Origin of the sequence: Candidatus Nitrotoga sp. 1052, from assembly GCF_927312905.1 — a bacterium.
GTDB lineage: Bacteria > Pseudomonadota > Gammaproteobacteria > Burkholderiales > Gallionellaceae > Nitrotoga.
In genome coordinates, this window is the sequence record NZ_CAKMHQ010000052.1 from 15,068 (window position 1) to 29,943 (window position 14,876).

Annotated in this window: 11 protein-coding genes; 6 read left to right on the plus strand and 5 right to left on the minus strand. The window is 52.8% G+C overall.

The window, feature by feature from the left end; translation table 11 throughout:
- Positions 1 to 9: 9 nt before the first annotated feature.
- Genes coaD through MJ768_RS10870 form a run of 4 tightly spaced genes read right to left on the minus strand, consistent with a single transcriptional unit; the run spans position 10 to position 3,746 of the window.
- Positions 10 to 486 carry a pantetheine-phosphate adenylyltransferase gene (gene coaD / locus MJ768_RS10855; RefSeq protein WP_239291782.1) on the minus strand — a complete coding sequence of 159 codons (477 nt, stop codon included), beginning with the start codon at positions 484 to 486 and terminating at the stop codon, positions 10 to 12.
- Entirely contained in the window at positions 483 to 1,031 is a 549-nt protein-coding gene (gene rsmD, locus MJ768_RS10860) for a 16S rRNA (guanine(966)-N(2))-methyltransferase RsmD (RefSeq protein WP_239291843.1), read from the minus strand. Before rsmD ends, coaD begins: the two co-directional genes overlap by 4 nt.
- Complete coding sequence (locus MJ768_RS10865; protein WP_239291784.1) at positions 1,028 to 2,371, minus strand: M16 family metallopeptidase; 1,344 nt, start codon at positions 2,369 to 2,371, stop codon at positions 1,028 to 1,030. The genes rsmD and MJ768_RS10865 overlap by 4 nt, the downstream gene beginning before the upstream one ends.
- Positions 2,361 to 3,746, minus strand: a complete 1,386-nt coding sequence (locus tag MJ768_RS10870; RefSeq protein WP_239291785.1) for a M16 family metallopeptidase — start codon at positions 3,744 to 3,746, stop codon at positions 2,361 to 2,363. The genes MJ768_RS10865 and MJ768_RS10870 overlap by 11 nt, the downstream gene beginning before the upstream one ends.
- Positions 3,747 to 3,865: 119 nt before the next feature.
- Here MJ768_RS10870 and ftsY point away from each other — a divergent pair, with 119 nt between their 5' ends.
- The 4 genes from ftsY (at position 3,866) to MJ768_RS10890 (ending at position 7,788) form a co-directional block, all read left to right on the plus strand.
- Positions 3,866 to 4,840, plus strand: a complete 975-nt coding sequence (gene ftsY / locus MJ768_RS10875; protein WP_445082991.1) for a signal recognition particle-docking protein FtsY — start codon at positions 3,866 to 3,868, stop codon at positions 4,838 to 4,840.
- On the plus strand, positions 4,837 to 5,490 hold the full coding sequence (ftsE, locus tag MJ768_RS10880) for a cell division ATP-binding protein FtsE (RefSeq protein ID WP_239291789.1): 654 nt from the start codon (positions 4,837 to 4,839) through the stop codon (positions 5,488 to 5,490). The genes ftsY and ftsE overlap by 4 nt, the downstream gene beginning before the upstream one ends.
- The gene (gene ftsX / locus MJ768_RS10885) at positions 5,487 to 6,395 is read left to right on the plus strand and encodes a permease-like cell division protein FtsX (protein ID WP_239291792.1); all 909 of its coding nucleotides are present in this window, start codon (positions 5,487 to 5,489) and stop codon (positions 6,393 to 6,395) included. Before ftsE ends, ftsX begins: the two co-directional genes overlap by 4 nt.
- A gap of 181 nt (positions 6,396 to 6,576) precedes the next feature.
- Positions 6,577 to 7,788: a tetratricopeptide repeat protein gene (locus tag MJ768_RS10890; RefSeq protein ID WP_239291793.1), complete on the plus strand. Its 1,212-nt coding sequence runs from the start codon at positions 6,577 to 6,579 to the stop codon at positions 7,786 to 7,788.
- 415 nt (positions 7,789 to 8,203) lie between these two features.
- Here MJ768_RS10890 and MJ768_RS15475 read toward each other — a convergent pair whose 3' ends face one another.
- Complete coding sequence (locus MJ768_RS15475) at positions 8,204 to 8,611, minus strand: helix-turn-helix domain-containing protein (protein ID WP_445082993.1); 408 nt, start codon at positions 8,609 to 8,611, stop codon at positions 8,204 to 8,206.
- Between the two features lie 421 nt (positions 8,612 to 9,032).
- Between MJ768_RS15475 and MJ768_RS10900 the strand changes: the two genes are divergently transcribed.
- Together MJ768_RS10900 and MJ768_RS10905 are read left to right on the plus strand one after the other, a co-directional pair.
- Positions 9,033 to 9,848 carry a hypothetical protein gene (locus MJ768_RS10900; protein WP_239291795.1) on the plus strand — a complete coding sequence of 272 codons (816 nt, stop codon included), beginning with the start codon at positions 9,033 to 9,035 and terminating at the stop codon, positions 9,846 to 9,848.
- A gap of 72 nt (positions 9,849 to 9,920) precedes the next feature.
- Positions 9,921 to 14,834 (plus strand): RHS repeat-associated core domain-containing protein, encoded by a 4,914-nt coding sequence (locus MJ768_RS10905; RefSeq protein WP_239291797.1) that lies wholly within the window; start codon positions 9,921 to 9,923, stop codon positions 14,832 to 14,834.
- Positions 14,835 to 14,876: the final 42 nt, after the last annotated feature.

Genomic DNA, 14,876 nt, shown 5'->3' on the forward strand with positions numbered 1-14,876 from the left:
CTCTGTAAATTAAGTTAATTTTTTCTCAGTCAATTTGATCGCCACCAAAGGGGAAACAAATTTACTTACGTCGCCGCCAAAGCGCGCGATCTCACGCACTATACTAGCGGAGATGAAGGTGTAATGCTCTGCTGGCGTCAGGAATAATGTTTCGACATCAGGATGCAGGCTGCGGTTCATTCCAGCCATCTGAAATTCATATTCAAAATCCGATACTGCGCGCAAGCCGCGCAATACCACGCGCGCATTTTGCGTTCGCACATAATTCATCAGCAAACCGGAAAAACCTTCCACCCGTACATTGACAAAATCAGCGAAAATTTCTCTCGCCATGGCCACACGCTCATCCATGGTGAACAAAGTGACACTGCGACTTTCTGCCACAGCCACCACAACTTCGCCGAATAGTCCTGCCGCACGACGGACTACATCTTCATGCCCGCATGTGATTGGATCAAAAGTACCGGGATAAATAACTTTAATCATACTTTTAATGCACCTTCGCATTTCAATAATTGATAATGCACAGTCCCCGCTTTAGCGCGCTTCACCACCTGCCAAGCCTTGTCAGGTTCAAACACCTCACCGCTTTCAACATACACTATACCGTCTTGCGTTAGCTTGTCAGCAAGCAGTGGGAGCAATTTTGGCAGATAGTCGCTCTGAAACGGGGGGTCAAGAAAAATTACATCGAATAGCCCATTTTTTTGGCGCGCGAATTCTATCCCATCTTCACAACGCAGCAATACATTAGAACAGGCTAATTTTATGATGGTCTCTTGCAGGGCGCGAAACACCGTACGATTGCGCTCAACCATTACCACCTCTGTCGCACCGCGCGATGCGGCTTCCAAACCTAATACCCCACTGCCAGCGAACAAATCAAGACAGCGCTTGCCGTTAAGATTTTGCCCCAGCCAGTTGAACAAAGTCTCGCGCACGCGATCCGGCGTGGGGCGTAAACCTTCAGCGTCTGGAAACTCAACCCAGCGACGACGATGAGTGCCACCGATGATGCGTACCCGATTTATTGCACGGCTCCCTCTTTAATACTTGGTATTTTTGTCTCCGGAGCACCGACTATCACGGTAGCCATTGCATCCGGATTCACCCGCCGTTTATAGGCTGCGCGAATTTGCGCGATAGTGACTCTATCAACATTTCCGACAAAGTCATCTAGATAGGTCAAAGGTAACTCATAAAATCCAATAACACTCAGGTAGTCAACTATTTTTTTGTTGCTATCGATACGCAGCGGAAAACCGCCAATGATGTTTTGCTTGGATGCTTGTAATTCCTTTTTCGTTACGCCTTTATCAATAAACTCGCGCAGCGTAGCGCGCACTAGTTGCAGCGCTTCATCAGCTTGATCCTTTTTGGTTTGCAGCCCGATCTGATACGCGCCCGGCAGCTTCATCGGTATAAAGTAACTATATACACTATAGGCAAGGCCGCGCTTCTCGCGGATTTCGTGCATCAGGCGGGACACAAATCCCCCTCCGCCGAGAATGTGGTTGCCCACATAGAGGGGAAAATAATCCGGATCTTTGCGCGCCAAACCGGGTGCGCCCATCAGGATATGGCTCTGCGTAGCCGGATGCACTATGCGCTGCTCACTCGCTTTAATTTGCATGACCACCGGCGCAATCTGCGCCGCCTCAACGCCTGGTGGTAATTGCTCGGTAAGCTTTTGCGCAATAGCTTCAGCTTCGGCGCGCGTCACATCGCCCATAATGGCAACCACGGTATTTTTGGCAAAATAATGTGTGCGATAAAATGCCTCAATATCGGCGCGCTGAATATTTTCCACGGTGGCAACTTCACCCGGCAACGGCAAACCATAAGGATGGGTGCCGAATACTGCCTTGCCGAAGGCTTTTTCGGCAATTTTTTCCGGCTTGGTTTCGTCTTCTTTTAGGCCTGCGATCAGGCGCGTCTTTTCTCGCGCCAACACATTTTCTTGAAATAACGGATGTTGCAGCACGCGCGCCAGAATATCCAGCGCCTGAACACGTTCTGCAGTACTGCTCAATGTGCGCAAGCTCACACCAGCACGATCCGCATCGAAATTCTTTCCAAATTGCGCACCAATATCGGCCAGATTTCGCGCGATGTCGTCCTCGCTCAAACCTTCTGCACCGAGATCCAGCATTCTATGCGTCAGCCCCGCCAATCCGGATTTTTCCGCCACATCAAAGCCACTTCCTGCGGCAAAAGTAACTGTCAAATCCAGCATTGGCAGATCATGATTTTCCACAAAATATACACGCGCGCCGCTCGGCGATTGCCAATGCTGGATATGGGGAGTGGCGAGTGCAGGTGTGATGCCGGCTAGAAACAACACCATGGCGGCAAGTAATTTAGTGTGCATGTAATGCCCCTTTATTCGTTTGTTTCGGTTTGCCGGAAAGTGGCTGTGGCTCGAGCACGGCAATGGTCAGTTGGTCGTCCTGCAGAAATTCCCGCGCTACATCCTGCACCTGCTGCGCTGTTACCGCCTGCAATTTTTTCAGAATCAAAGGAATGGCTTTGTATGACAGCCCTATGCTTTCCATCTGTCCAATCTGCATCGCCTGATAAAACAGCGAATCGAGCTTGTACACTTCACTGGCAGTTACCTGCGCCTTTGCGCGTTTAAGTTCGTCTTCGTTTACGCCGTCACGCTTCAGAATTCCTATTTGTTCGCGCAATCCCTCTTCTATCTCTGTCACGCTCTTGCCTTCGCTGGGTGTGCCTTCTAACATGAATAGACTTGGCCCACGCGAGGTGGCGTCATATTCAGCGCCCACATTACTGGCCAGTTGCTTTTCTCGCACCAATGTTTTGTTCAAGCGCGCCGAAGCATTGCCATCGAGAATGCCAGCCAGTATTTGCAAGGCATAGGGCTGCCAATCCTTCTCTGGGTCGCGTAGCGAGGGGGCGTGATAAGCCATTTCCAGTTGCGGCAGCTGCGCCGGAGCTTTAACTACAATGCGCTTCACGCCTAACTGCGGAGGCTCGCTAAAACGCTTGCGCGCAGGCAAACTATGCGCTGGAATCCGGCCATAGAAACGTTGTGCCAGCGCAAATACCTCGCTCGCCTTTACATCCCCTGCCACTACCAATGTCGCATTATTGGGCACGTACCAATTTTTATACCACGTCTTGGCATCATTTACGGAAAGTGTCTGCAAATCGTTCATCCAGCCAATTACGGGAGTCCGGTAAGGATGCTCCTGATAGGCCGCGGCCATCAATTTTTCATTCATTAGGGCGTGCGGCTCATCATCCGTGCGCATGCGCCGCTCTTCCATGACGACTTTAATTTCTTTGCTGAATTCAGTCGCCGTCAGATGCAAGTTTTGCATACGATCGGATTCGAGTTGCATGGCGAGAGGTAACTTGGATTTGTGCAACTGCTGGAAATATGCAGTGTAATCGTTACTGGTGAAGGCGTTTTCGCGTCCGCCCGCAGCAGATATACGCTTGGAAAACTGCCCAACTGGCACGTTTTTGGTACCCTTGAACATCATGTGTTCCAGCACATGTGCGATACCGGTGACCCCAACATTTTCGTCCATGCTGCCGGCGCGATACCATATTTGTTGAACTATAACGGGGGCACGGTGGTCTTCCTTGACTATTACCTTAAGGCCATTGCTGAGAGTCTTCTCAAACACCTCCGCCTGTGCCTCAACAGCGAATAAAAGCACCGCGGGCCATAAAGCAGCAATAGTCAGCAAGTATTTTAATATTTGTGTACGCATTTTTTTAGCCCAAAACAACTCAATCAGAATAGAATAACGATGGCGGCAAAAGCCGCCACGACTGATATGTATTATGCTCTATTTAGTTATCTTTCTGCCACCTCCAAAATTCCCCTAAAATGTTCGGCTTCCTAAAAAAACCCCCAATTGAAAGCAAGTCCAACCCTGTCGAAGAGATGCCTAAAAAAAGCGGCTGGATCAGCCGACTTAAGAGCGGGCTGGCGCGCACTGCCGATCAAATGTCCGATTTGTTTGGCCGTGGCGGCAAGATCGACGATGACCTGTATGAGGAACTGGAAACCATCCTGATCACTGCAGATGTCGGAATGGACGCCACGCGTTTTTTACTAGCCGAGTTGCACCGGCAAGTAAAAGCGCAGCGACTCACTGAAGCAGTTCAGCTAAAGGAAGCATTAGCGCATGACCTGATCAAATTGCTCAAGCCGCTGGCACAGCCTTTGGAAACCGATTTACATAAACCCTGCGTCATTATGCTGGCCGGGGTAAATGGCGCTGGCAAGACAACCTCCATTGGCAAGCTGGCAAAGTATTTCCAAGGGCAAGGCAAGTCAGTGCTGCTGGCCGCAGGTGATACCTTCCGTGCCGCTGCGCGCGAACAGCTGATGGAATGGGGTGCGCGCAACAACGTCACCGTCATCGCCCAGCAAAGCGGCGATGCCGCAGCAGTGATTTTCGATGCGGTACAAGCAGCCCAGGCACGCAAAATCGACATAGTGCTGGCAGATACCGCCGGACGCCTGTCTACTCAGATTCATCTGATGGAAGAAATCAAAAAGGTCAAACGCGTTATCGCCAAGGCGTTACCCGGTGCACCGCATGAAGTGCTGCTGGTACTGGACGCAAACACCGGGCAGAACGCGCTCAGCCAAGTCAAGGCATTCGACGATGCGCTGGCCGTCACGGGATTGATACTGACCAAACTGGATGGCACTGCCAAAGGTGGCGTAATTGCTGCCATCGCCAAGGCGCATCCCATTCCCCTGCGCTTTATCGGTGTGGGAGAAGGACTGGATGACCTGCGCCCATTTGTAGCGGAAGACTTCGTCGCGGCACTTCTGGGACTGGATGAATGATCCAGTTCAGCCAAATATACAAGCGCTACCCCGGAGGTTATGAAGCACTGAAAAATGTTAGTTTTGAGATCGCCGAGGGTGAAATGATATTCCTCACCGGCCATTCCGGCGCAGGCAAGAGCACTTTGCTCAAACTCATCGCTGCCATTGAGCGCCCCAACTCTGGCAGCATTGTAGTCAAAGGGCAGAACGTAAGTTCGATCAAGGGTGGTGCATTGCCCTACCTGCGTCGCAACCTCGGCTTAATTTTCCAGGATCATAAAATACTGTTCGACCGCAGCGTGTTCGACAACGTAATGCTGCCATTGCAAATCTGCGGCTTCGATCACCGCGAAAGCGCCAAGCGCGTGCGGGCTGCGCTAGACAAGGTGGGCTTGCTCAAGCGCGAAAAAACCAGCCCGCTCGCGCTGTCCGGCGGCGAACAACAACGTTTGTGCATCGCACGCGCCATAGTCAACCGCCCTTCCATCCTGCTGGCAGATGAACCGACCGGCAATCTTGACGTGGACTATGCCAGCGACATCATGGGTATCTTCAAATCGTTTCATCAGGTTGGCGTCACGCTGCTAATTTCCTCCCATGACGAAAGCATTCTGCGCCAATTCAAGGGGCGCGTGCTGGCACTAAAAAATGGGGAGTTGTGCCCATGAAAAACTGGCTGATATCGCATGCCCACGTGTTGCTGTTTACCCTGCGCCGTTTCATCACCACACCGCTGTCCAGCCTGTTAAATATTCTGGTCATCGGAATCGCACTAAGCTTGCCGGCGGGCATGTATTTATTGCTGAAAAGCGTACAAAGCTTGGCTGAACAAGAAGTTGGCACACCACAGATCAGCATATTCTTGAGCATGGATGCCAGCAAGGACGAAGTCGTCCATATCGGCAAACAATTGAAGCAACACGCTGGCGTCAACCAGGTAAAATTTGTGCCACGTGACCAAGCGCTGGAACAGCTAAAGCAGACCACCGGACTGACGGACGTAATAGGCGGAATGGCGCAAAACCCGCTGCCGGATGCTTATATTGTTTATCCAAAAATATCTGATGCGCAAGCGCTGGAAGCGTTGCGCGATGAGTTGCAAAAATGGCCTAAACTCGAGCATGTGCAACTGGATTCAGCTTGGGCTCACAAGCTTGAAGCAATACTCAAATTCGGTTTGTTGGCCGTACTCATTCTCGCCGTGCTGCTTAGTTTTGCGCTAGTGGCCGTTACTTTCAACACCATCCGTTTGCAAATCCTCACTCAGCGCGACGAAATTGAAGTGTCCAAACTGATCGGCGCCACCAATGCCTTCATTCGCCGGCCATTTCTGTACTTCGGACTTCTACAGGGGCTGCTAGGTGGTGCCGCGGCGTGGCTCATCATTACCATCAGCTTATATTTGCTCAATAACAGCCTCTCTGAGTTGACGCATTTGTATGCCAGCAGCTTTACTCTGCACTTACCCTCCGTAGGCGACAGCTCCACACTGCTGCTGTTATCGGCCTACCTTGGCTGGCTAGGCGCTTGGCTATCCGTCGCCCAGCACTTATGGAAAATTGAACCTCGTTAAGGGCATCCTACATTTCTTTCTGTACCCAACAATAAACATATTCGTGACAATTATGACTTTTAACAAAAGATTGTGACTGCTTCGATTGTGTTATCGTTTATTCACTTGTTGAACTTAAATTAACGCCGTGTCTTCCAATTCTCTATGTATGGCATTGTCTAGAAATTAAAATGAGGAAATCATGAGATTCCAATATTTTTACCCAGTGCTGGCTGCCGGTTTCACACTTGCTTTGCTTTCTTCGCTTGCCTCAGCCAAAACACCGGAACAAATTTTTGAACAAGTGTCACCTTCCGTTGTGGTAGTAGACATCTTTGATTCGAAGGATGAATTCCTTGGGCAGGGCAGTGGCGTGGTGATAGGCGCCGGCCAGGTCATTACCAATTGTCATGTTGCGAAAAGAGGCAAAAGCCGGCAAGTGCGGCAATCCGGCAAAACATTTTCTGCCACAATGCAATACTCAGACCCTAGTCGCGATCTGTGCCAGTTAAATGTACCGGATTTGCGAGCGCCCCCCGTCGTTCTGGGTACCGCTAAAAAGCTCAAGGTTGGCCAGCGCGTCTATGCCATCGGCGCACCGGAAGATCTGGAGCTGACCTTAAGCGAAGGACTTATCTCCAGTTTGCGCCCACATGAAGGCTCGGAATACATCCAGACCTCCGCCGCGATTTCTCTCGGCTCCAGCGGTGGTGGGCTATTCGATGACCAAGGGCAATTAATCGGCATCACTACGTTTTATCACGCCGAGGGACAAAATCTTAACTTCGCCCTGCCCGTAGATTGGATAGGGGAGCTGCCGAAACGGGCTCAGGGCGCTCTGCCGGTAGCGAAAAAGAGCGGGCTGGCTTGGCTTAACCGCGTCGTTGCGCTGGAACACAAAAAAGACTGGCAAGGAATGTTGAAACTTTCACAACAGTGGGTCAAAAGCGAGCCGGTAAGTGCAGACGCTTGGTTTAGCTTGGGCATTGCTCACAAAAACCTTAAACAATATGAGCAAGCAATTAAAGCCTATCGAAGCGCGCTGCGCATTCAGCCTGAATATGCAGACGCCTGGAATAATCTGGGCAATATCCATAACAACATCAAACAATACGAACAAGCAATTCAGGCCTATCGGGAGGCACTACGCATTGATCCAGAGTATGCCTCTGCCTGGAATAATTTGGGTATTGCTTACGGCAATTTTAAACAATACGAGCAGGCAATTTCCGCCTTTCGGGAGGCGGTTCGCATCGAACCGGAAAAAGCAAGTGTCTGGTATAACTTGGGCGAGGCTTATTCCCGCCACGGTCAGCAGGACAAAGTGCTAGAGATTTATCAAACCCTACGCAAACTCGACTTGCAAATAGCGAACGCGTATTCCAACACTTTTATTTTGCCTTTTGCCAAGTAAGGTATGCCTTGGCCATTCGAACGTGCCGAGCAAGGACTTTTAAATCCGGGCGACACTATCGTAAAAGCAAGCAGCGGAAATGCCAGTCACGCGTGTGGCCGCGGTTAAAGGCTACAAAATGCTGGTAATAATATCCAATGGCCTTAGGTATGCTTCCCTGATATGGTTGTTTGCGGCATGGGCACAAGGATCACCATCATCGGGATTTATTTCCACATGCAAAATTTGAAGTCGCAATAGAAGCATCACACAATCGCTGGTCAAGTTGAATTTTGGACCAAAGTTGGACTCACTGCATTTGGATAATCTCGTGTCGGTAAATTTTACACTCGACATGCCGTAGACCCATAAGTAAACCGATACTGACGTAAATCATTAGATCAGCGTCAAAACCACTGCCGCATGATCGGTGGATTTAAGCCACCCCGGACGTCCCGACATCGGTCAACCGACGCATTATTCGCTGGCACTGGCGTATGCTCAATTTGATCCCGTAGCAGCCCTCCAGGTGCTGCACCAAGAGCTTTCCGCTCCATTCCCGCTCAGAATATCCGCATACGTGCGGCGGCTTCTGCAAGTCGAGCACGAGGCATTGCCTCTGTTCACCAGCCAGCTTGGTGGGGCGCCCGCCAGAATGGTGCTCGCGCAATCCCTCTATACCGTGCTCATCGAGCGCATGCACCCAGCGCTCAACTGTGCGCGGATCATTCCCAAACCACCGCGCGACCTCGTAACAACTGCGACCTTCGGCGACCAGCAATACGCAGTGCAACCGGTGCAGAAAATGCGACTCGCAGGACGTCTTAACCGAGGCATGGATCACCTTCCGGACCCACTTCGCGCTGCTGAGGCTGAGTTTGCGCAAGGCGTCAACTTCCCTCGATGTCTGACTGCAGAATCGCCATGCGGCGTAGGTTTTGTCGCATCAGGTTTTGCGGCGATTGGGCATAAACATTGCTTGAGAAATCATGTTGAGAGAAAAATATAGATCACATCGATTTTTAGTATAGCCGCGGCGGAGGGACGTAGCAACGAGCCGTGCCAGATTGAAACGCGGGGAGGCTGATGATGAAGACCGGACTAATGAGGTTGCAACGAACATTCTGGAGAACCTTGTGGTCAGCTTGGGTGCATAGGCTGAATGCCAGTCTGCAGCCTATAGATAATGATCGCACGAGTTCCCGAGTCCGCCACCCCCGCATGCTTGGGGTAACCATCGCTTTCTCTTTAAGGAGGATTACCCCATGATGTTGAAACGCTTACCGGTTATTGCTGTACTTGTTGTCACCTGCCTGCTGGGTGCGCCATTACAGGCCAGCGCAATGGCGATTGCCAACAGCACGCTGGACTTCAAGAATCTGTCAGTCACCCCTGCATCGGGGGAGATTTTGCTTGATGGGTCTTGGTTTCTCGAAACCTTCGCCCACGCGGACAACAGCCTCGGCCAGATCGACGAGCATTTCACGCCTGGAAGCTCTCCTGATACAGTCAGCGCGTCAGCGGCGGTAACTTGGGCGAGCGCTACAGGCACTGCCAGTGCGCCGAATGACCCGCCTGACTTAGTTGTTACCGGCTTGGCGGAATCGGACGTCAACCTTCCAGGCTCCGGAGCGGCGGCGGCATTTGGCAAAAGCCGCAGTACGCTGTTCAATACTTTCACCCTCAGTGGCGGCGGTTCCAGCGTCGATGTCCAGTTCGCGATCGATATCTCCGGCCTGCTCAACGTCATGACCGATGCCTTCGGATTGTTTGCGCAAACGGAAACGGTGTTCACCCTTGAAGTCGACGGCACCCCAATATTGTTCCATAACGACCTTCTGAGCATCGGGCCTAGCGATTCAGACACGCGGTCGTTTTCGACGCACCTCTCGAACACTGTGACGCTCGCAGCCTTTGACCTTGACGGTTTGCCGCTGTCGCACTCTCTGCTGCTGGAAGCCGAAACCGATCCGCGCGGCATGGTGGTTCCCGAGCCCCCCGTCGGTTTGCTGCTGATTACAGGGTTGGCTGCGCTGGCGGCGGCAAGACGTCGGCCGGTACTGGTTCGGCTAGAGGCGTGATGCCTGGTCCACAAGAGTAACGTTTTTGCTTCGCTTTGCAAAAGCATAGAGCTAAAATTTGGAGGTGTTGCCATGGGAAAGTCGATACGGTTCTTGAGCGCTTTTTGGTTGCTGGTGCTTATTCTGTTTGGGTCGACAGGTGTCGAGGCGCGCTATATCGGTGGCGAGCCACCAAATAAGTGCAGCACTTGCGGTTGTGCCTGCAGATGCGCCGCGTGTCCAGCGCCCAACATTCCCTCCAGCGGCAGCAATCCCTCGTACACCGAAGGCAGCTTTGGCGACGGTTACAACGGTGGCCCAACAGTCAGTAGCGCTTTTGGTCCTACGCTGAGTTTCAGTGCTGTCTACAACAGCAAGCAGGCCGACGGCTCGCAGTCGCGTAGTAACACGGTGATGGGCTACGGGTGGACGCACAGCTACAACACGCTCCTGTTTTCTCAGCGTGGACATATGTTCAGGCTGGGTTTCGATGGGCGGGTAACCAAGTACGCGCTGGGTGTGGGGGGCAAGTATACCGTCACCCCCGGTTACTTCGAGACACTGGTAAAGAACCCAGACGGCTCATTTACCCTGCGGCAAAAGGACGGCACCACCTACCTATTCGCACAAGTGCCCGGCACGCCGTTCTTGGTCGAAGGGCCGGTGTGGCGATTGATCAGCATCACCGACCGCAACACCAACGTCACGACTCTCTCCTATGTCTCCGGCAAGCTCACACAGGTCACCGACACCTACGGACGGAGCCTCACGTTCAGCTACACCGGCAATTTCCTCACGCAGGTCACCGATCCCCTAGGACGCATCACGCGCTTTACCTATTCGGCCGGAACGCTGGTGCAGATCACCGACCCCGAGAACAAGTCGGTGAAATACACCTACAACTCGCTGGCGCAAGTTATTCGCAAGGTAGACAAGGATGGCCGGGTCTTTACCTATCAATACACCGGCGCGCAAAAGCCGGTAAGGATTACCGACGGGGGCGGTAATCCGGTCCTGTCGATGACCAACATCAACAACTGGGCTACCGACGAGACAGTGCTCGCGATGAATCTGATGCGCCAGTATGTGCCATCGACTACCAGCAAGACCGATGGGCGCGGCAACGTGTGGCGCTACCAGTACGACAAGAACGGCTACATCTCCAAGATCACTGCCCCGGATGGCGCTATCACCAGCTATGTTTACGATGCGGCGACCCTGCAGGTGGCAAGCATGACCGACGCCAACCTCCACACCACGAGCTACCAGTACGACCCCCTGGGCAACCTCCTCAAGAAGACCGATGCGCTGGGCTATGTGACAACCTACACATACGAGCCAGTATTCAACATGATGACCAGCATGACGGACGCCAACGGCCGGGGCACGACCTACGAGTACGATTCTCGAGGCAACCGGATCAAGGAAACCGATCCCTTGGGCGGGGTGCGAGTATGGACCTACGACAGCCACGGCAACGTGCTGACCGAAACGGACAAGAACGGTAACCTCACCACCTACCAGTATGATGCCTTCGGTCAGCGCACCAAGGTGACCGACGCGCTGGGCAACTTCGCCACGATGACCTACGATGCGGTGGGAAACATGATCTCGCGCACCAACGCGCGAGGTTTCACAACGAGCTACCAGTACGATGGATTGAACCGCCTGGTAAACGAGATCCGGCCCGTTGGCGACCCGCTGCAGGCCGACACCAGTTTTTTCTATGACGGCCAGGGCAACCGTATGGAAGTGATCGACCGCAACGACAATAATACGACCTACCAATATGACCTGCGCCAGCGCCTTGTCAAGACCACCGATGCGCTCGGTCAAACGATGAAATACACCTACGATGGCAACGACAACCGCATCTCCGCTACCGATAAGAACAACCACACCACAACGTTTGAATACGACGTGCAGAACCGTTTGGTCAAGACGACCGATGCCATCGGCAACATGACGACGATGACTTACGACGGAGTTGGTAACCGCCTTACCGAGACAGACGCCAACGGACATACGACGACTTACCAGTATGACGCGCTAAACCGGATGGTGAAAAAGACCGACGCCGAGGCGAACATCACGCAGATGCTCTACGACATGGTAGGAGGTTGCCCTGAATGCACCGGCCCGACCAGAGGATCAAGTCTCATCACCAAGCAGATCGACGCCGAAGGCAAGGTGACCTACTTCAAGTATGACGGACTGGATCGATTGATCATCCAGAATCGCAAGCAGACCGACACAGCCGACATGATCGATAGTGATGATGCTGTGACGCGCTACAGCTACGACGCCCAAAGCAACCGGCTCACAATAACCGAGCCCAACGGCAATGTGACGAGCTACGTCTACGATGCATTGAACCGCCCGGTGAAGCTGGTCAACGCCGCTGGCGACACGACTGTCAAGACTTACGATCAGAACGGTAACGTCAAGACCGTCACTGCACCGAATCTGAACGTCACGACCAACACTTACGATGCGCTTGATCGCCTAACCCGCGTGGACGACTCGGTAGGTCTTGTTGCCACCTATACCTACGACGCGGTGGGCAACCGCCTCACCGAGAAGGACGGCAACGGCAACGGCACCACGAACACCTATGACACTATCTATCGGATTACCGATGTGACCGACGCGCTGGGTAAGAGCACGCATTATGACTACGATGCAGTCGGCAACCTGCTGAAGCTCACCGACCGCGAGGGTAACGCCACGACCTATGTCTACGACGATATCAACCGGCGCACGCAGATGACCGATGCCCAGCCATTCGTCACTACTTACGAGTATGACGGCGTGGGCAACCTGAAGAAGATCAATGCATTCAACGACACCGAAGATCCTGTCGACCCGCCACAAGTTACCTCCTATGACTATGACAATATTAACCGTCTAATCAAGGAAACCTACGCGGACACTCGCATGCGAACCTTTACCTACGACCGTGTGGGCAATCTCAAGACCCGCACCGACCAGAAGGGGCAGGTGACCAGCTACAGCTACAGCGATCTGTATTTCCTCACTCAGCGCGACTATCCGACCAGCGCCGATGCCAACATGAGCTATGACCTTTCGGGGCGGCTGCTGACAGCCGAGCGCGGCGGCTGGTTGGTCACGTATATATACGACGGCGCCAACCGGGTCACCACCACAGTTCAAAACGGCAAGACGCTCAATTACACCTACAACATTCCCGTGCGAACTCGCACCGTAACCTATCCGGGTGGGCGGTCCATCACCGAAGCCACCGATGCACGCAGCCGGCTGGACAAAATCGACGATGCGATTTCGCCGCCACCGATCGTGCATTACAGCTACGACCTGGGCAACCGCGTCGTCTCGCGCGTCTACAGAAATCAGACGGCAACGCGCTACGGCTACAACGCCAACAACTGGATCACGAGCCTCAATCATGTCAAAGCCGACTTAACCCGAATCGCTGGTTTCACCTATGACTTCGACAATGAGGGCAACAAGGACTTCGAGAACAAGCTCGCCGACGCGGCGAATTCCCAGACCAAGTCCGAGGCATACCAGTACGACAATATCTACCGGCTGATCGACTATAAGGTCGGCACGCTCGCGGGTTCGACAGTTCCCGTGCCGACCACACAGACGCAGTACACGCTCGATGGCGTCGGTAACTGGAACATCAAGACCAAGGATGCGATCCCCGAGACACGCACCCACAACGCGGTGAATGAGATCACGTCGATCAACGGCGCACCTATCGTCTCAGATTTCAACGGCAACACGAGCGAGGATACACTGTATAGCTATGCCTACGACGAGGAGAACCGGCTCACTGCAGTGACGCGCAAGTCGGATAGCAAACTGGTGGGGCAGTATCAGTACGATGCGCTCTCCCGGCGGGTGAAGAAGATCGCCGATCCGACACTCGGGCCGCCCACTTCCATCGAGACCCGCTACTTCTACGACGATGCGAGGATCGTCGAGGAGCAGAACACGAGTGGTACAACGCAGGCCACCTACGTCTACGGCAACTACGTGGACGAGATCCTGACGATGGATCGCGCTGGCCAAGCATACTATTACCATCAGAATAGCCTGTGGTCGGTGGAGGCGGTGACTGACAGTGCAGCCAATGTGGTGGAGCGTTACGCCTACGACGCCTATGGGCTACCTGCAATATTCAATGGCGCCGGCGCTGCGGTAACACCCAACCCCTGTGGCACGCCGCACAGCGCGATTGGGAATCCGTGGATGTTCACAGGACGCCAGCTCGATGAGGAGACTGGACTCTACTTCTACCGTGCTCGATACTATGACCCGGTGAAGGGGAGGTTCTTGCAGCGAGATACATTCGGCTATGTGGATGGATTGAATTTGTATGAATATGTCCGCAGTAATCCCACAAACCTAATTGATGCTAGTGGAGCCGGGGCAGTGGGCATAGTTGTAAGAGTTATTGCAGGTGCGCTGTTGTCTGCTACAGCACAGGAGGCATATACACGTGTAAGGCCGCCTTCTGATGACAAGATCCCGTGGGGAACCATCGACAGGGAAGCAACAGGCGAGTTCAACGCTAGTACAGGTCAGCTGCTTCCGATTAAGGGGGTGCGTGATCTTGATTCGAAGAGACCACCCTGTGTTAGCGGCGATGCGGATAGTTGGATGGAATGGTTCTACAATAGAACGTGGGGCGGGAATAAGTTTAGATTCAAGGTCGAATGGTCATACAACGGTTGTGATATTACGTCCTTAGCCGTCCAGACTAACTTGACTTCGTGGGGAGCAACTGGAGGTGTTATGTACGTAAGGATAGACGATGTTACTGTAAGAAAACTAGAAAAGAGTCCGCCCGGATGTTACTGTTGTATAAAGCCTGCATGTGGGAAAGTATCACTGACGTTTCATATAAGACAGTGGAGTTTGATCTTTCAAAATAAAAAGGATTCACCAACGTGGGGTATAGAAATTTGCGCAAATGGTTGGTCCGGTAATAAGGACTGGGGAGGTTTTGGTCCGTAACTGCATGGAGAACCATCGAGCGCCACGTCAAAATGAGTGTGG